Raw genomic sequence first — 18,290 nt, forward strand, 5'->3', positions numbered from 1 at the left:
GTAATTACCGCCCGGCGACATCAGTGATGCGCCGGGCCGATAACCTTATTCGACACCGACTTCGGAACCTTCGAGGTTCAGATTCAGCTTATCTCCCGCGGCATCGTCTTCGTCGTCCATTTCCTTCATTTCGATCTCTTGCTCGTCGCCGGACAAGATTTTCACGTCCATGCCCAAGCTTTGAAGCTCCTTGATCAAAACCTTGAACGATTCCGGAACGCCCGGCTCCGGTACGTTCTCGCCTTTGACGATCGATTCGTAGGTTTTGACGCGACCGACGACGTCATCGGATTTGACGGTCAATATTTCTTGCAGCGTGTAGGCTGCGCCGTAGGCCTCGAGCGCCCATACTTCCATCTCCCCGAAGCGCTGTCCGCCGAACTGGGCTTTACCGCCCAGAGGCTGTTGCGTAACGAGCGAGTATGGCCCCGTAGAACGGGCATGGATTTTGTCGTCGACCATGTGAGCCAGCTTGATCATATACATGACGCCGACCGTAACTTCGCGTTCGAACAATTCGCCCGTGCGTCCGTCGCGCAGGCGCCATTTGCCGTTACGAGCCATGCCGGCTTCTTCCATCGTATCGAAGACGTCGAACTCTGTCGCTCCGTCGAATACAGGCGTAGCGGCATGAATGCCGAGCAGCTTACACGCCATTCCCAAGTGAACTTCAAGCACTTGACCGATGTTCATCCGGGAAGGAACCCCCAGCGGGTTCAGAACGACTTGAACAGGCGTTCCATCCGGCAGGAAAGGCATATCCTCTTCCGGCAAAATACGAGCGATAACCCCTTTGTTACCATGGCGTCCGGCCATCTTATCGCCTTCGGAAATCTTACGCTTCTGAGCGATATAAGCACGAACCAATTGGTTAACGCCAGGCGGCAATTCGTCGCCGTTCTCGCGCGTGAACACTTTCACGTCGACAACGATTCCGTCCGTACCGTGCGGTACGCGAAGGGAAGTATCGCGAACTTCGCGAGCTTTCTCTCCGAAGATGGCGTGCAGCAAGCGTTCTTCCGCCGTCAGCTCCGTTACCCCTTTCGGAGTGACTTTGCCTACGAGGATATCACCGGCACTGATCTCCGCGCCCACGCGGATGATGCCGCGCTCGTCGAGGTTGCGAAGCGCGTCCTCGCCGACATTCGGGATGTCGCGTGTAATTTCTTCAGGCCCGAGCTTCGTATCGCGCGCTTCGGACTCGTATTCTTCGATGTGAATCGAAGTGTAGACGTCTTCGCGAACCAATTTCTCGGACAGCAGGATCGCATCCTCGTAGTTGTAACCTTCCCAAGTCATGAAGGCGACGACGACGTTGCGTCCGAGCGCCAATTCGCCTGTGTCTGTGGAAGGACCGTCGGCCATAATGTCACCTTTCTTGATGACGTCGCCGCGACGAACGAGCGGTCTTTGGTTAATGCACGTTCCTTGGTTGGAACGCATAAATTTCTGAAGCTTGTATTTCACGATATCGCCTTTGACTTCCTTGCCGTCGATCGTCTCGACGCGACGCAGTTGGATTTCATTGGCAGAAACTCGTTCAATATAACCGTCATATTTGGATACAATACATACCCCAGAGTCCTTCGCGGACTTGTGCTCCATGCCCGTGCCGACGAACGGCGCTTCCGGGATGAGCAGCGGAACGGCTTGACGTTGCATGTTCGATCCCATGAGCGCGCGGTTGGAGTCATCGTTCTCGAGGAACGGGATCATCGCGGTCGCAACCGATACGACTTGCTTAGGAGATACGTCCATGTAGTCGACCCGATCGCTCGGCATCGTCAAGATATTATCCGTTTGCTTGTTGTAGCGAACGATAGTAGTCTCATCTTCGAACGAGCCGTCCGGGTTCAACCTCGCGTTCGCTTGCGCGATAATGTAGTTGTCCTCTTCGTCCGCGGTCATATAAACGATCTCTTCCGTAACCCGGTTCGTATTAGGATCTACTTTACGATACGGTGCTTCGATGAAGCCGTACTCGTTGATTCTCGCGAACGAAGACAAGGAGTTGATCAGACCGATGTTCGGTCCTTCCGGCGTCTCGATCGGACACATGCGTCCATAGTGGGAGTTGTGAACGTCCCGGACTTCGAAGCCCGCGCGTTCACGCGTCAAACCACCAGGCCCGAGCGCAGACAGACGGCGCTTATGCGTCAATTCAGCCAACGGGTTCGTCTGGTCCATGAACTGGGACAATTGGGAAGATCCGAAAAACTCCTTAATGGCCGCGATAACAGGACGAATATTGATCAGCGCTTGCGGCGTGATCGCGTTCTGATCCTGAATCGACATACGTTCGCGAACGACACGTTCCATACGGGATAATCCGATACGGAACTGGTTCTGCAGCAGTTCGCCGACGGAACGAAGACGACGGTTGCCCAAGTGGTCGATGTCGTCCGTGTTGCCGATTGCCTGCAACAGGTTCATGAAATAGTTGATCGACGAAATGATATCCGCCGGCGTAATGTTCTTCACCGATTTATCGATGATGCCGTTGGAGATAACTTTGACGACCTTGCCGTCTTCAATCGGCGAGAACACGCTGATCGCTTGCAACGGAATATCTTCGGTTTCGTAGATACCGCCTGCGACGCGATAGTTCTTGAAGCCGACGTTTTTCTCCAGCATCGGAAGAATTTGATCGAGCAGCCTGCGGTCGATCATCTGACCGGCTTCGGCGATGATCTCACCCGTCGAAGGATCGACGAGCGTTTCCGCGAGACGCTGATTAAACAAGCGGTTCTTGATGTGCAATTTTTTGTTGACTTTGTAACGGCCAACGTTAGCTAGATCGTATCGCTTAGGATCGAAGAAACGGGCGATCAGCAAGCTGCGCGCGTTCTCGAGCGTCGGCGGTTCGCCCGGACGAAGGCGTTCGTAGATCTCGATCAGCGCCTTCTCGGTCGAGTCCGTGTTGTCCTTCTCAAGCGTATTCCGGATATACTCGTCTTGTCCGAGCAATTCCAAAATTTCCGCATCGGTTCCGAATCCGAGCGCGCGAAGAAGTACCGTTACCGGAATCTTGCGCGTACGGTCGATCCGTACGTATATGATATCTTTAGCATCCGTCTCAAGCTCAAGCCATGCGCCGCGATTCGGAATGATAGTAGCCGTGTAATTCTTCTTACCGTTCTTGTCAACCTTCGTACTGAAGTAGACACTCGGGGAGCGCACCAATTGACTGACAATAACGCGTTCCGCGCCATTGATAATGAACGTGCCCGTCTCGGTCATGAGCGGGAAGTCGCCCATGAATACTTCCTGTTCCTTAACCTCGCCGGTTTCTTTATTAAATAACCGAACTTTAACGCGAAGCGGAGCCGCATAAGTGACGTCGCGTTCCTTCGATTCGTCGACCGAATACTTCGGTTCGCCAAGGCTGTAGTCGATAAACTCAAGCACCAGATTTCCGGTAAAATCCGAGATCGGCGAAATGTCCTGAAAAATCTCCCGCAAACCCTCGTCCAAAAACTTCTGGTACGATTGCTGCTGGATCTCGATCAAGTTCGGAACGTCCAACACTTCATTAATGCGGGCGTAGCTGCGCCGCGTACGACGGCCATACTGAACAAGATGTCCTGCCAACTTAACCTCACCCCTTAAGTCTGCTTCAACACATAAATAAAGAAAAGCCCTTATGCGCCGGTAGGCGGCACAATGGCACCTCACCCTGCCTCAACCCCAAAACAAACCCATTATACGCCAACCGACATGAATTTATTCCTGGGAAAAAACAGGGGCTTACTGGTTTATTGTGTTGAAGACAATTAGCCCATCCTAATACTGACATTTTTTAATAATACCACAGCGAAAATGTCAAGTCAAATTTTTTAATTCCCATTTTTCCTTATCGCTCTATAAATCCGAAATCCCTTATCCTTAGCGACTTCGCGGACTTCTTCCTCACCGAAAATTTCTTCCAGTTTTGCCCTTGCCGAAGGAGCTCCTTGCTTGTTCTGGATGACGATCCAGAGCGATCCTCCCGGATTGAGCCGGTCCCAGGCTTCCGCGAACAATTGATGCACGACCGCTTTCCCCGCTCTTATCGGCGGATTGGACAGAATCGCGTCGAAGGTCTCGTCTTCCACCGCGCGGTACAGATCGCTCTGCGCGAAGGAGACGTTCCGTATTCCGTTCGCTTCCGCGTTTAACCTCGCCAGTTCGACGGCACGCTCGTTAATGTCGATCAGCTTTACATGTCCTTGCGGCGCAAGGCGGGCAGCGATCAATCCGATCGGACCGTATCCACAACCAATGTCGAGTACCCGCGCATCGCGCGGAATCTCCATGTGCTCGATGAGCACCCGGCTGCCGTAGTCCACCCCGTCCCGCGAAAACACGCCAGCGTCCGACGTCAATCGCAAACGATTTGCACGAAGCTCTGTCTCGAACGCCTGTCGGTTGCTTGCCGACTTAGGCTTAGCTGAATAGTAATGATCGTTCACCCAAGCTCCTCCACAATTCTGATAGGATGCCCTTTATTAAGCATGATCAAGTTTCCATATGAACAAACCCCTCGAAGAAAATCTTCAAGGGGTTTGACGATCCGCTTCTTACTTCACTTCTACTTTAGCGCCAGCTTCTTCAAGCTTAGCTTTAAGAGCTTCTGCTTCTTCTTTAGAAGCTTTTTCTTTGATCGGTTTTGGTGCGTTGTCTACGAGGTCTTTCGCTTCTTTCAGACCAAGGCCTGTGATTTCGCGAACTGCTTTGATAACGTTGATCTTGGATGCGCCAGCATCCGTAAGAATAACGTCGAACTCGGATTGTTCAGCAGCAGCTTCACCAGCTCCGCCGCCTGCGATTACAGCAACAGGAGCTGCAGCCGTTACGCCGAATTCTTCTTCGATTGCTTTTACCAGATCGTTCAGTTCAAGAACAGTCATCGTTTTGATGGCTTCCAAGATTTGCTCTTTGCTCATTTGATATTCCTCCATGTATTGAGATCATATGATCTTCTTATTTTGATGATTGATTGAATTACGCGCTTGCTTCGTTCTTCTCCGACACCGCTTTGACAGCGAGCGCGAAGTTGCGAACTGGAGCTTGCAGAACGCTAAGCAACATGGAGAGCAAGCCTTCGCGGGAAGGAAGCTCTGCAAGAGCCTTCATTTCAGCAGCGTCATAGAAACGCCCATCTACGATACCGCCTTTGATTTTGAGCGCGTCGTTCTTCTTAGCGAAGTCGCTCAAAATTTTGGCAGGAGCTACTGCGTCGCTGCTGAAAGCAACGGCTGTAGGGCCTGTCAGAACGGAATCCAGATCGTTCAAGTCGGCGCTTGCCGCAGCACGGCTAACCAAGGAGTTTTTCAACACTTGGAATTCAATGCCGGCTTCGCGCAATTGCTTGCGAAGTAGGGTCACTTCCGCGACGTTCAGGCCGCGATAGTCGGCCACAACAGTGCTGCTGCTTTCGCGCAGTTTCGTTGCGATCGCATCGACTTCCTGCTGTTTCGCTTGAATGATTTTCGCATTTGCCATTGTGTACACCTCCTATAGATTAGAATAGAACCGTATGTTGTCCCGCTCGTTCCCGAAGACATAAGAAATGCCTCCGCAGACGTTGCGGAGGCATGGCACGATCTCGCTTCTACGCAGGGGCGCACATGACGCCCGGCATACAAGAAAAGCTCTATTCACACACCTCGGTAGGAAATTAAGCTCTCATGCCCCTGTGACTACCGACACGCGTCGATCGACGCCGGGTAGCGGTAGCACGATAGCACCTACGGTCTACGGTATCCATATTCATTTGTCAACTCCATCAGATTACCACGAAGGCCATCCAATGTCAAAGACCGTTTGTTGCCAGCTATCCGGAAGGATTAGCGATATGCCGCCGCGTTAACGCGAGCGCCTGGTCCCATCGTCGAGGATACCGCGATGTTCTTCAGGTAAATACCTTTGGAGGATGCTGGTTTTGCGCGGTTCAACGCGTCGATCAGAGCTTTCAGGTTGTCGTTGAGCTTCTCAGCGTCGAACGATACCTTGCCGATCGGAGCGTGAATTTGTCCTTGCTTATCCAGACGGTATTCGATTTTACCGGCTTTGATCTCGGCGATTGCTTTCGCAACATCGTTCGTTACGGTGCCCGCCTTAGGGTTAGGCATCAAACCTTTACCCCCGAGAATACGGCCGAGTTTACCAACTTCGCCCATCATGTCCGGAGTAGCGACGCAGACGTCGAACTCGAACCATCCTTGTTGGATTTTGTTGATGAGGTCGGCATCCCCTACGTAGTCCGCTCCAGCAGCTTCAGCTTCTTTCAGCTTTTCGCCTTTTGCGAATACGAGGACGCGTTGCGTTTTGCCGGTGCCGTGAGGCAGGACGACTACGCCACGCACTGCTTGGTCTTGCTTTCTCGGATCGACGCCGAGACGGACGGCAGCTTCGACGGTTTCGTCGAATTTGGCCGTTGCCGCTTTCTTCACGAGCTCGATCGCTTCCAACGATTCGTAGGTTGCGTCGCGGTCGATCAGCTTTGCGGACTCATTGTACTTCTTACCGTGTTTAGCCAAGTTGTTCTCCTCCTTTTGTGGTTTTAACGGTTTCAATCCAAGTTCCCGGGAACGGGAACGACAGGATCTCCTCCCACGCGCGGTTCAAGCGAACCGCTCCGCGCTATCTCAAGGACAGCGACGATTAGTCTTCGATCGTAACGCCCATGCTGCGGGCAGTACCTTCGACCATGCGCATAGCCGCTTCAACGGATGCCGCATTCAAGTCTTGCATTTTTTGCTCAGCGATTTCGCGTACTTTGGCGCGTTTCACAGTAGCGACTTTCTTCTTGTTCGGCTCGCCGGATCCTTTTTGGATACCTGCTGCGACGCGAAGCAATACCGCTGCCGGAGGCGTCTTCGTCTCGAACGTAAAGGAACGATCCTCGAATACGGAGATAACGACTGGAATGACCAGACCCGCTTGATCCGCAGTGCGAGCATTGAACTCTTTACAGAATTGCATGATGTTAACGCCAGCTTGACCAAGCGCAGGACCGATCGGCGGCGCAGGGTTCGCTTTACCCGCATTAACTTGCAACTTTACCAGCTTGATGACTTTCTTTGCCATGTTGCACACCTCCCTGACCCATAATGCGGTTTAACGGAACTCTCGTTCCTCCCGCTCTTTCAAGAAACCCAATACTTCAAAGATACTTATACCTTCTCCACTTGAGTGAAATCCAACTCAACCGGGGTTTCCCTGCCAAACATGTTGACATGAACCTTAAGCTTGCTCTTGTCGGGCAGAATCTCTTCGATGGACCCGACGAAATTAGCGAAAGGTCCGACTTTGACGCGAACGTTCTCTTTCAGTTCGTACTCGACGACCGGCTTTGGCTCGTCCATGCCCATATGACGCAGAATGCCTTCCACTTCATCCGGCAGCAGAGCCGTCGGTTTCGATCCCGAACCTGTGGAGCCGACAAATCCGGTTACGCCCGGAGTGTTGCGCACCACATACCAAGAATCGTCCGTTTGGATCATCTCCACAAGAACATAGCCAGGATATACTTTGCGCATAACCGACTTTTTCTTGCCGTCCTTGTTGACGATCTCTTCTTCCATCGGAACAAGCACGCGGAAGATTTTGTCTTGCATACCCATAGATTCCACGCGTTTCTCCAGATTCGCTTTAACCTTGTTCTCGTATCCGGAGTACGTGTGCACTACATACCATCTCTTCTCCATGGAAAAGCCACCTTTGGTTCCTGCGTCAGATGATCATATCGACGAGGGATGAAATACCGATGTCCAGCACCCAGAAGTAGATCGTTACCAGAATCACGGTCACGATGACGATGACTGTGTAGCTAACGAGTTCTTTCCGGTTGGGCCAACGGACTTTCTTTAGTTCGTTCCAGCTATCGGCAAAAAACGAAAAAAAGGACCCAAAGTTTTGTTTCATTTTGGCCAGGAAAGTCACGTTCATACCTCCTAGGAGTTAGCGCGTTTCGCGATGAGGAGTATGTTCATTGCAAAATTTGCAGAACTTCTTCAACTCGATGCGATCGGCGTGAGTCCGTTTATTCTTGCTCGACGTGTAGTTCCGTTGCTTGCAGCTTGTGCAAGCCAGCGTGATGATCACCCGCATCCCTTCCACCTCCCGGGATCATGACTTCATAAAAATACAACCATTCGGCGGAAACTCCAGCTTGGCGAACCAAGGCTGAGTTTGAAATTGCGTCCCAATGGCACGCCATCAAGACAACAATTCCTGGTGTTTCGCCGATGATTCAGAGCCAGCGCATAAGAAACCACGTTAAGGTTACTAAAATAATTTATCACAGGGGGAAATCGATGTCAACGAAAACCGTCGCAACCCGCCTAATACCATTCTTCCAAATTACGCTCTATTTAACCATTCGCACCCAAAATACTTTTGCAGCCGATGAATTCCGATAGAGAGGATTCTTCTTTATAGCCGTTGCTTGTTAATGACGACAAGTTTCATCTCTGTCATTTCCTCGACCGCGTACTTGACGCCTTCCCGTCCCGTTCCGCTTTCCTTCACGCCGCCGTAAGGCATATGATCGACCCGAAAAGTCGGAATGTCATTGATGATCACGCCGCCTACGCGCAGCTGCTCAGCCGCGAACAGTGCGGTATTCAGATCTTTCGTGTAGATGCCGGCCTGAAGTCCGTATCTCGAATCGTTCACCTGATCGATCGCCTCTTCCACGGACTTGACTTTGCCGATCACGACGATAGGCGCGAACGCCTCCCGGCAGACGACCTTGAGCTCGCGGGCCGCTTCCGTAATGACCGTCGGCCCTAGCACGCCGTCTTTGATCGTTCCGCCCGTCAGAACGCGGGCGCCGCCGGAGACCGCTTCTTCGATCCATGACAAAGCCCGTTCCGATTCCCTGCCGGAGATGAGCGCGGACAGATCGGTCAGCGGATCGAGGGGATCGCCTTGCTTGAGCTTGCCGGCCGCTTCGGCGAACTTGCTTACGAAACTCTCGTAAATTTCTTCGTGCACGTAAATGCGCTGCAAGGAAATGCAGACTTGCCCCTGATTGGAGAACGCCCCCGTTACGCATCGCGGCACGATCGCATCCGGATCGACGTCCTTGTCGACGATCAGGGCCGCGTTCGAGCCCAGCTCCAGCGTAACCCGTTTAAGCCCCGCTTTGTTGCGGATGCCGATGCCCACTTCGGGGCTTCCCGTAAAGGTCACCATCGCAACCCGATCGTCCTCCACGATCCGGTTGCCGACGACGCCGCCCGGCCCGGGAACGATATTCAGCGCGCCCGCCGGCAACCCCGCCTCCTGCAGGAGCTCGGCGATGAAATAGGCGGACAATGGCGTCTGCGAAGCCGGCTTCAATACGATCGTGTTGCCAGCCGCGATCGCTGGACCGATCTTGTGGGCGACCAGATTAAAAGGGAAGTTGAAAGGCGTAATCGCCCCGATCACGCCTGTCGGCTCTCGCACGGTGTATGCTATTCTGCCTTCTCCCCCCGGAGCGGCATCCATCGGAATCGTCTCGCCGTGGATTCTTTTGGCTTCTTCGGCGGCGAACTTGTACGTCTGCACGGTGCGGGCGATCTCGGCTTTACCCGTCGTAACGGGTTTCGCCGCCTCGAGCGCAAGCAGGCGCGCCGCTTCGTCCGATCTTATCTCCAACAACGAGGCGAGCTTCTCCAGGATCGCGGCTCTTTCATGAGCCGGCATGCGCGCCATAACGGCTCTGGCTTCATAGGCTGCTAGAATCGCTTCGTCCGTTTCCTCTTCGTCCGCGACGGGAATCTCGGCGAGGGTCTCCCCCGTATACGGAGAACGCAGCGATTGATATTTCTTCGCCTCGCGCCATTCTCCCCCGATAAACAAATGCTTTCTCACGAGCTCCCTCCTCCTTATTTCGCAACGGCCTGGGAACAGAATGTAGTTTCCCTAATAAAAATTAAAAAAGCAGCTCGTAGGGCGGCTGCCGTCTTGTTCAGTCCTATATATCTGCTTATACGATGTCCCGCACTTCAAGATACCGTTCGAGCTTGCGTTTCACCCGTTGGAGAGCGTTGTCGATCGACTTCACATGACGGTCGAGATCAACGGCAATCTCCTGGTACGAGCGTCCGTCCAAGTATAGCATTAGCACCTTGCGCTCGAGATCGCTAAGAATCTCGGTCATCTTATCCTCAAGGCCGTAGAATTCCTCTTGATTGATGATCATTTCCTCAGGATCGCATACTCTCGAACCGCAAATGACATCCAGAAGCGTTCGGTCGGAATCTTCGTCGTAGATCGGTTTATCTAAAGATACGTAGGAGTTCAAAGGAATATGTTTCTGGCGGGTCGCCGTCTTGATCGCCGTAATAATCTGCCGGGTGATGCACAGCTCGGCAAAAGCCTTGAACGAAGCGAGCTTATCTCCCTTGAAGTCGCGAATCGCCTTGTAAAGGCCGATCATTCCTTCTTGTACGATATCTTCCCGTTCCGCTCCGATAAGAAAATAAGAACGCGCTTTGGCCCGCACGAAATTACGATATTTGTTAATGAGGTACTCCAACGCTCCGCTATCGCCCAAACGAACGAACTCAACGATGTCCTCGTCGGCCTTGAAGTCGTAATCAAGCGTTGCCAGCCTCTCCAAGTCGACGCTCACGAACATCCCTCCGGTCTGCAATGGCGTACTGGAACCTCTTACTCTACCAAACTTATAATCAATATACTTGATCTAGCGCATAGCGTCAATCAATTTGAGCTTGGCGCCCCCGCGACCAGAATGGTAAAAATGTAATCGGAATCCACATTTCGACATAATCCAACACAGACTGTCAGGAATCCCCAAGTCCTCTCCGCATGCGTTCCAGTCGTTGCTGCACGTCTTCGGGAAGAACGCCTTCAAGCGGATTTTTTTTCAATTGTTTATCGTTCTTGATGGCCGTTTGGATATCTGTCCGGCTTTGCTTAACCGCATGAAAAAGCTCGCGCGCCGAGACGCGGAGAGCTCCGCGTCCGAACGCCACGTGCTGTTCGACCAGATCGGAAGTGGCCACGTATATATCGCGCTTCACCGACGTCCACTCTCCGACCAACCGTTCGATGCATTCGTCCGCGGTCTCGCGCTCGCGAGTGTATACGACGCTGAATTTCTTCCGATGTCGATATTCCACGCCCGCCCCGGATACGCGGAAGGCGTCGAAAACGACAATCAGGATAAGCCCAGCGTAACTCTGATAATCGGAAAGCATGTCCAGCAGCCGATCTCTCGCATCTTCCAGCTTCTCTTCCTTGAGTTCGGCCAATTCCGGCCAAGCTCCGATCATGTTGTAGCCGTCGACGAGCAGAACGTCTTCCTTCTGGAACATTCTCCGGTCACGCATGATCCGATTCGATACCCGCCTGCGCCGCGCCTCTTTTCTTCAGAGCAGCCTGCTGACGCTGGCGAACGACCTCGTACAAGATGACGCCGGTCGCGACGGAAGCGTTCAGCGAGTTGATCTGTCCGACCATCGGAAGCGACAAAATAAAATCGCATCTTTCTTTAACGAGCCTGGATAGGCCCTGTCCTTCGTTGCCGATGACGATAGCGAGCGGTCCGGTCAGGTTCGACTCATAGAAGCCTTCCTTGGCGCCGACATCCGCGCCTGCGATCCACAAGCCCGCTTCCTTCAGCTTCTCCATCGTTTGCACCAGATTCGCGACTCTCGCGACCGGCACGTATTCCACCGCTCCGGCCGACGTTTTGGCGACGACCGCCGTCAGCCCCGCGCTGCGGCGCTTTGGAACGATCACGCCGTGTACGCCGGTGCAATCGGCTGTACGAAGAATCGAGCCCAAGTTATGAGGGTCCTCGATCTCGTCGAGCAGCACGATCAAGGGATCTTCGCCCCGCTCCGCCGCTCGTGCCAGCAGCTCGTCCACGTCCGCATAGGAGACCGCCGCCGCTTGCGCGACCACGCCCTGGTGCTGCATATCCGGAACTAGCCGGTCTAGCTTGCTCTTATCCACTTGCTGCACGACGATGCCCCGGGCTTTCGCCTCGTCCATAATCGGCTGCACGAGTGAACGCTGCGCTTGATTGGACATAAATATTTTGTTGATCGAGCGGCCTGCCTTGAGAGCCTCTAGCACAGGATGCTTGCCGGCCACGTACTCTTCGGCAGAGCCCTCCGAATAGGGTTCCACGAATGGCTCGTCGTGTTTACGATCGCCCTTGGCATGCGGTTTCGAGTTGCCGGAGGAACGGTTGCCGCCCGGCGATCTCGGATGATTATTGCCCATGTTCATCTTCCTTTATCGTTTAATGCGCTTCGGAGAAGGCCATATCGATCAGCTGCTCCAAGCGCTCTTTTTCTCCTTTGTAGTACAAGTAGCCGACCAAGCATTCCAAAGCGGTCGCATGGCGGTAGTCGCCGGGGTCGGCGTTTCTCGGCGGCTGGCCGGATTTCGTATTCCGCCCCCTGCGGACGATGTCCGATTCCTCCTCTGTGAGATGAGGCATCCAGCGTTGAAGAAGCTTCGCCTGAGCGGCGGCGGACACGTAGCCGGTGGCTGCCCGGTGCAACTCGTGGGGCTTTCGGTTATAGCCCGCCACGAGCCGCTGCCGGATATAGATCTCGAAAACCGCGTCTCCGACATACGCCAGAACGATTGGAGACAGCAAATGGACGGGAACGTCCTCGGGAACGACAGGCGAAATAACGGGCGGCTGAGCTGGACTCACTGCACGTTCCGTCATTTGCGCCGCCAACGGATGCCTTGCGGCGTGTCTTCGAGCAGAATGCCCCGTTCCGCGAGCAGATCTCGGATCTCGTCCGCCCGGGCGAAATTGCGGTTGGCGCGGGCCAGCGTCCGCTCGGCGATCAGCGCGTCCACCTCTTCGTCCAACAGGCCCGCTTCCTCTTCCGAAGGCAACAAGCCGAGGACGCCGTTCATCTCCGCGATCAAGTCGAGAATGAACAGCAGGTCCGACTCGCTGACCGCTTCCCGCTGCAAATACGCATTAACTTCGGATACGACGCCGAACCAGGCCGTAATCGCGTCCGGTGTGCTGAAGTCGTCCTGCATGCGGGAATGGAAATCCGCTCTATGCTGCTCTAGGCGCGAACGAAGACCCTCGTTTGCCGGTAGGGATAAGCTCCCCTTAGCCACGGTCGAAAGCCGGTGCTTTACGTTGTCGCGGTTGTTCGTCAATCTTTCCACGCTGTTGTTCGCTTGCCGGATTGTCTCGTCGCTGAAGTTCAGCGGGCTGCGGTAGTGTGTCGCCAGCATCAGATATCGAATCGCGTAACGGCTCGTATTTTTCAACAATTGCCTTACGTTTATGCCGTTGCCGAGCGACTTCGACATTTTCTCGTTATTGATATTGACGAATCCGTTGTGCATCCAATAGCGGGATAACGGTTCGCCAGTGAGCGATTCGGATTGGGCGATCTCGCACTCGTGATGCGGGAACTGCAGATCGTGTCCGCCGCCGTGAATATCGAGCGTGTCGCCCGCGAATTTGCGAACCATCGCGGAGCATTCGATATGCCAACCGGGACGTCCTTCGCCCCATGGGCTGGACCAATGGATCTCGCCTGGTTTGGCTGCTTTCCAGAGCACGAAGTCCTGTGGATTCTCCTTGCGCTCGTCGACGTCGATCCGGATGCCGTATTGCAATTCGTCCAGGTTTTTGTGGGAGAGCTTGCCGTATTCCGGAAATGTGCTCGTGCGGAAATAGACGTCCCCACCGCTTTCGTAAGCTTTGCCCTGTTCCACCAGCTCGCCGATGAACGCTACGATTTCCTCGATCGTCTCGGTGACCCTAGGCGCCACAGTAGGCGTCTTGGCACCTAGCGCTTCGCGGTCTTCTTTGAAGGCGGCGATGAACTTCTCCGCTAGCTCGGGCACGGTGATTCCCATCTCCGCCGCTTTGCGGATCATTTTGTCGTCGACGTCCGTATAGTTCACGATGTAATTGACATCGAATCCGACCGCTTCCAAGTAGCGTCTGACGACGTCGAAGAAGATAACCGGACGCGCGTTTCCGATATGGATATAGTCGTATACGGTCGGCCCGCATACGTACATATTCACCTTTCCCTGTTCGCGAGGAACGAAAGGTTGGAGATCCCGGGTCATGCTATCGTAGATTTTCAAGTTCACGTTACGTTAGCTCCTTTTATTTTCGAGTTCCGGCACGTTGACGGACTCATTCTTCTCTTCCGTTGCGGGGGGATTCGACCGATGCTTGGCGGCGAATTCCGGATGCTCGGCCACGCAGGTCGGAATCTCTGGCGTCGGATTGTCATGCTGACCCGCCAGCCCCGATCCGTGCTTTCTGCTCCCGCTAATATCATTTCCTTTAAGCGCTTCGATCTCGTCTCTAAGCTCGTTGATTTCCTTCTGCATGAAACGGAACGTCTCAATGACCGGGTCCGGCAGACTCGTGTGGTCAAGACGGTCCCCGATTTTCTTGCCGTTGCGCTTGACGATGCGGCCGGGGATGCCGACGACGGTGCTGTTGGCCGGAACTTCGCGAAGCACGACGGAATTGGCGCCGATATTAGAGTAATCCCCCACCGTGAACGATCCGAGTACTTTAGCCCCGGAAGCGATGACGACCCGGTTGCCGATCGTCGGGTGGCGCTTGCCTTTTTCCTTACCCGTACCGCCAAGCGTGACGCCTTGGTAGATGACGACTTCGTCGCCGATCTCGCACGTTTCGCCGATGACAACGCCCATCCCGTGATCGATAAACAGCTTCTTGCCGATTCGTGCTCCGGGGTGAATCTCGATACCGGTAAAAAATCGGCTGATCTGCGAAATGACGCGGGCAATGGAAAAGAATCTGCGGCGATAGAAGAAATGAGCTATACGATGTGCCCAGATCGCGTGCAACCCCGCGTACGTAAACACCACTTCGAACCAGCTTCGGGCAGCGGGGTCATTCTCAAAGACCGCTTCGATATCCAATTTGACCGTTCTCCATACTCCCATGTTCCTTCCCCCCTGTCTCTCTCTCTTTAAGACGCGACTTCGTGAATAACGATATTTAACATCGCTAATCTAATCGTTTACCCGTTTTGTTCCTGCAGAAGCGATGTTTTACATCGTTATTAGCGGGAAACCAGGTCTCCTGTCCACGTTGGCGACGCTAATTACGATGTTCTTCATCGTTATCGGCCTGCTGTTCAGGACTCCCCCGCTTGATAGCGATGTTTTTCATCGTTAAATAAAAAAAGTCCCTGCAGCAAATGCTGCAGAGACGTCTTGACGTGGTCCCACTCTGCTCGAGCCGGCGTCGGAAATCTCGCCTGGCCCCTCTAGGGATGGTAACGGGTTCCCCCCGGCGCCGCTTAACGGCATCTGCCTTCCGTATCGCGAGGAAATTCGCGGTACCGTCGGTTGTCCGCTCGGCGGCGCGGCTCCCAGGCGCATTTCGGTTTCGCGGGAATGAGGCGGCTCTCAGCCGTGTCCGCCCTCTCTGGGCATTCCTTCGCCAAACTTACTTTTCCTGTTCGTCGCACGTTTTCGATATAGCTCAAGTATAGCCGAACCCCGCATAGGTGACAAGAGAAGACCAGCCATCTGCGCGGGAGCCTATCTATGCTCGCGCTTTCCTCAAGCGAGCTGCTCCTTCAGCCGCTTCAGCACTTTGTCGCGGCCGAGCAGCCAGATCGTGCCGTTCAGATCCGGCCCGTGGGTTTGTCCCGTCAAGGCGACGCGGATCGGCATGAACAAGCCTTTGCCCTTGACGCCGGTCGCGGTCTGCACCGCTTTGATCAAACTCTTCATGTTGTCGATGGAGAAGCCTTCCTCGCCGGCGCCCTCGATCTCCTTCAGGAAAGCGCCTAGAACAGCGGGAACCGTTTCTTCCGCTAGCACGGCTTTCGCTTCGTCGTCGAACGCCAACGATTCCTGGAAGAACAAATCCGACTGCGCCACGATCTCCGCCCCGAACCGCAAATGATCGCGGAATAGCGTCACTAGCGCAGTCGACCATTCCAGCTCCCGTTCGCTCGGCTCCGACGAGATGCGGCCGGCCGATTGCAAATGCGGAATACAAAGCCTAATTACCCGCTCCGCCTCCGCTTGCTTCAAGTAGTGCTGATTAAGCCAGCTCAGCTTGGCAGTATCGAATACGGCCGGGCTCTTGGAAAGCCGGTTCTCGTTGAAGATTTCGATCAACTGTTCGCGACCGTAAATCTCTTCTTCCCCTTCGGGCGACCAGCCCAGCAAGGTGATGAAGTTGAACAACGCTTCCGGCAAATAACCCAGATCGTCATATTGCTGGATGAATTGCACGATAGACTCGTCGCGCTTGGACAGCTTCTTGCGCTGATCGTTCACGATCAGCGTCATATGCCCGAATTGCGGAGGCGCCCAATCGAAAGCTTCATAGATCATCAACTGACGAGGCGTATTCGTAATATGGTCCTCGCCGCGCAGCACGTGCGAGATTTCCATCAGATGGTCGTCCACAGCTACTGCGTAGTTATAGGTTGGAATTCCGTCTTTCTTGACGATAACGAAGTCGCCGAAATCATCCGAACGGAAAGAAATTTCGCCCTTCACGATGTCATGGAACGTATACGTCCGATCGGCCGGAACGGTAAACCGAGTGCTTGCCACGCGGCCTTCCGCTTCGAACTTCGCCCGTTCTTCGGCGCTGAGATGGCGGCATCTTCCCGAATACTTCGGTGTCTCGCCGCGTGCCGATTGCTCTTCGCGTTCCTTCTCCAGTTCTTCTTCCGTGCAATAGCAAGGATACGCCAGCTTTCTGTCAAGCAACTGCTGCGTGTGCGCACGGTAGATGTCCAGACGCTCGGTCTGCCGGTACGGACCGTATTCTCCCGGGCGGTCGACACTCTCGTCCCAATCGACTCCTAGCCATTTCAAGTATTTAAGCTGGCTTTCTTCGCCCCCGGCTACGTTGCGCTTAACGTCCGTGTCCTCGATCCGAATAATAAACTCGCCGCCATGGTGACGCGCGAACAAATAGTTGAAAATAGCGGTTCTCGCGTTGCCGATATGCAGATGCCCTGTCGGGCTTGGCGCGTAACGCACGCGTACTTTATTGGACATGAAAATTCCTCCTTAAAAACGTTCCCTCATCAAGCCTTGACCAGAAGCACGGCCGCCTGCGATGCGATGCCTTCGCCGCGCCCCGTGAAGCCGAGCCGCTCGGACGTCGTCGCCTTCACGTTCACCTGCGATTCCTCGCTCTCGAGGACGCGCGCGATGACGGATACCATCGCCGGAATATACGGCGCCATCTTCGGCGCTTGGGCGATGATCGTCGCGTCCACGTTGCCGAGCTTGTAGCCGTGTTCCTTCGCCATGGCCCATACGCGTTGGAGCAGCACGACGCTGTCCGCGTCCTTAAACTCCGGATCCGTATCCGGAAAATGCCGGCCGATATCCCCAAGAGCCAGCGCCCCAAGAATCGCGTCGCTTATCGTATGCAGAAGCACGTCCGCATCCGAGTGGCCGAGCAACCCTTTCTCGTAAGGGATCGTCACGCCGCCGATGATGCAGGGCCGTCCCTCCACCAATTGATGCACATCGAAACCTTGTCCAACTCTAATCATTTCGGACTTCCTTCCCCCCGACGCCTGGCCGCAAGCAGCAGTTCCGCGAACGTCAAATCCTCCGGCGTCGTTATTTTCAAATTCGCGTAATCTCCCCGAACGATCGCAACCTTCCGACTCAGACGCTCAAGCAGCATCGCGTCGTCCGTGGCGAACGCGCCTTCTTCCCTAGCTTGCCGATGAGCCGCCATGAGCTCGGACCGGTCGAACGCTTGCGGTGTTTGTACGCTCCATAACGTACTTCGCTCGGGTGTCGATACGATAAATCCGTTGCCGTCGGACACTTTAATCGTATCCTTCACCGGCACGGCCAGAGCCGATGCTCCATGCTCCTCCGCGGCGGCGCAGCAAGCCTCGATCTGCTCCGGCGTCACAAGCGGCCTGGCCGCATCGTGCACGAGCACACCCCGCGTAGTCAGCGCATCCAATCCGGCGTACACGCTATCCTGACGCTCCGCTCCTCCGATAATCACTCGCGTGATCTTCCTGAAGCCTTCCCGCTCCGCGACACCGGTCGCGCGATCCTGCTCTCCCGGACCGACGACTAACACGACGGACTTCACAGAAATGCTGCGTTCGAACGCTTCTAGCGTGTGAGCAAGTACAGTCCTGCCGGCCAATTCCAGATATACTTTATTCTCCGAGGCCCCCATCCGGGTTCCGCGTCCTGCCGCGACAACGACGGCTCCCCAATCCATTCGCATAAGCTCCTAACGCATGATTCCATAATAACAGACGAAAGACGGGACACTAGAGCGCGTCCCG

Annotated in this window: 19 protein-coding genes and 1 other annotated feature; all 19 genes read right to left on the minus strand. The window is 54.4% G+C overall.

All coding sequences use genetic code 11. The features are described 5' to 3' along the window. Positions 1–45 precede the first annotated feature (45 nt). The 19 genes from rpoB to ispD all read right to left on the minus strand — a co-directional run bounded on the left by rpoB (position 46) and on the right by ispD (position 18,223). Positions 46–3,591 (minus strand): DNA-directed RNA polymerase subunit beta, encoded by a 3,546-nt coding sequence (gene rpoB / locus FPZ45_RS23075; RefSeq protein ID WP_144706948.1) that lies wholly within the window; start codon positions 3,589–3,591, stop codon positions 46–48. Positions 3,592–3,836: 245 nt separating this feature from the next. Next, complete coding sequence (locus tag FPZ45_RS23080) at positions 3,837–4,451, minus strand: class I SAM-dependent methyltransferase (RefSeq protein ID WP_144706950.1); 615 nt, start codon at positions 4,449–4,451, stop codon at positions 3,837–3,839. Positions 4,452–4,559: 108 nt separating this feature from the next. After that, complete coding sequence (rplL, locus tag FPZ45_RS23085; protein ID WP_144706951.1) at positions 4,560–4,925, minus strand: 50S ribosomal protein L7/L12; 366 nt, start codon at positions 4,923–4,925, stop codon at positions 4,560–4,562. A gap of 58 nt (positions 4,926–4,983) precedes the next feature. Next, positions 4,984–5,484, minus strand: a complete 501-nt coding sequence (rplJ, locus tag FPZ45_RS23090; RefSeq protein WP_144706953.1) for a 50S ribosomal protein L10 — start codon at positions 5,482–5,484, stop codon at positions 4,984–4,986. Between the two features lie 53 nt (positions 5,485–5,537). After that, positions 5,538–5,760: a sequence feature (ribosomal protein L10 leader region), on the minus strand. A 68-nt stretch (positions 5,761–5,828) separates the two neighbouring features. Then, the gene (gene rplA / locus FPZ45_RS23095) at positions 5,829–6,521 is read right to left on the minus strand and encodes a 50S ribosomal protein L1 (protein ID WP_144706955.1); all 693 of its coding nucleotides are present in this window, start codon (positions 6,519–6,521) and stop codon (positions 5,829–5,831) included. 124 nt (positions 6,522–6,645) lie between these two features. Continuing rightward, positions 6,646–7,071 (minus strand): 50S ribosomal protein L11, encoded by a 426-nt coding sequence (gene rplK, locus FPZ45_RS23100; RefSeq protein ID WP_144706957.1) that lies wholly within the window; start codon positions 7,069–7,071, stop codon positions 6,646–6,648. A gap of 86 nt (positions 7,072–7,157) precedes the next feature. Beyond that, positions 7,158–7,691, minus strand: coding sequence for a transcription termination/antitermination protein NusG (gene nusG / locus FPZ45_RS23105; RefSeq protein ID WP_144706959.1), 534 nt, complete (start codon positions 7,689–7,691; stop codon positions 7,158–7,160). A 25-nt stretch (positions 7,692–7,716) separates the two neighbouring features. After that, positions 7,717–7,926 carry a preprotein translocase subunit SecE gene (gene secE, locus FPZ45_RS23110; RefSeq protein WP_144706961.1) on the minus strand — a complete coding sequence of 70 codons (210 nt, stop codon included), beginning with the start codon at positions 7,924–7,926 and terminating at the stop codon, positions 7,717–7,719. Between the two features lie 18 nt (positions 7,927–7,944). Beyond that, positions 7,945–8,094: a 50S ribosomal protein L33 gene (gene rpmG / locus FPZ45_RS23115; RefSeq protein WP_094050645.1), complete on the minus strand. Its 150-nt coding sequence runs from the start codon at positions 8,092–8,094 to the stop codon at positions 7,945–7,947. A 324-nt stretch (positions 8,095–8,418) separates the two neighbouring features. Continuing rightward, on the minus strand, positions 8,419–9,846 hold the full coding sequence (locus FPZ45_RS23120) for an aldehyde dehydrogenase family protein (protein WP_246120553.1): 1,428 nt from the start codon (positions 9,844–9,846) through the stop codon (positions 8,419–8,421). Positions 9,847–9,961: 115 nt separating this feature from the next. Further along, complete coding sequence (gene sigH / locus FPZ45_RS23125; RefSeq protein WP_144706965.1) at positions 9,962–10,609, minus strand: RNA polymerase sporulation sigma factor SigH; 648 nt, start codon at positions 10,607–10,609, stop codon at positions 9,962–9,964. Between the two features lie 172 nt (positions 10,610–10,781). Further along, positions 10,782–11,330 (minus strand): NYN domain-containing protein, encoded by a 549-nt coding sequence (locus FPZ45_RS23130; RefSeq protein ID WP_246120554.1) that lies wholly within the window; start codon positions 11,328–11,330, stop codon positions 10,782–10,784. After that, entirely contained in the window at positions 11,323–12,231 is a 909-nt protein-coding gene (gene rlmB, locus FPZ45_RS23135) for a 23S rRNA (guanosine(2251)-2'-O)-methyltransferase RlmB (protein WP_144706969.1), read from the minus strand. Before rlmB ends, FPZ45_RS23130 begins: the two co-directional genes overlap by 8 nt. Positions 12,232–12,250: 19 nt before the next feature. Next, a complete protein-coding gene (locus tag FPZ45_RS23140) occupies positions 12,251–12,688 on the minus strand; it encodes a Mini-ribonuclease 3 (protein ID WP_144706971.1) in 438 nt (145 codons plus the stop codon). Then, complete coding sequence (cysS, locus tag FPZ45_RS23145; protein ID WP_144706973.1) at positions 12,685–14,097, minus strand: cysteine--tRNA ligase; 1,413 nt, start codon at positions 14,095–14,097, stop codon at positions 12,685–12,687. Before cysS ends, FPZ45_RS23140 begins: the two co-directional genes overlap by 4 nt. A 6-nt stretch (positions 14,098–14,103) precedes the next feature. After that, entirely contained in the window at positions 14,104–14,931 is an 828-nt protein-coding gene (gene cysE, locus FPZ45_RS23150; RefSeq protein WP_246120555.1) for a serine O-acetyltransferase, read from the minus strand. Positions 14,932–15,555: 624 nt separating this feature from the next. Next, positions 15,556–17,019, minus strand: coding sequence for a glutamate--tRNA ligase (gene gltX / locus FPZ45_RS23155; protein WP_144706975.1), 1,464 nt, complete (start codon positions 17,017–17,019; stop codon positions 15,556–15,558). 29 nt (positions 17,020–17,048) lie between these two features. Continuing rightward, the gene (gene ispF, locus FPZ45_RS23160; protein WP_144706977.1) at positions 17,049–17,525 is read right to left on the minus strand and encodes a 2-C-methyl-D-erythritol 2,4-cyclodiphosphate synthase; all 477 of its coding nucleotides are present in this window, start codon (positions 17,523–17,525) and stop codon (positions 17,049–17,051) included. Then, positions 17,522–18,223, minus strand: coding sequence for a 2-C-methyl-D-erythritol 4-phosphate cytidylyltransferase (ispD, locus tag FPZ45_RS23165; RefSeq protein WP_144706979.1), 702 nt, complete (start codon positions 18,221–18,223; stop codon positions 17,522–17,524). Before ispD ends, ispF begins: the two co-directional genes overlap by 4 nt. Positions 18,224–18,290 lie beyond the last annotated feature (67 nt).

It is taken from the genome of Cohnella terricola (genome assembly GCF_007786475.1).
GTDB classification, from domain to species: Bacteria; Bacillota; Bacilli; order Paenibacillales; family Paenibacillaceae; genus Cohnella; species Cohnella terricola.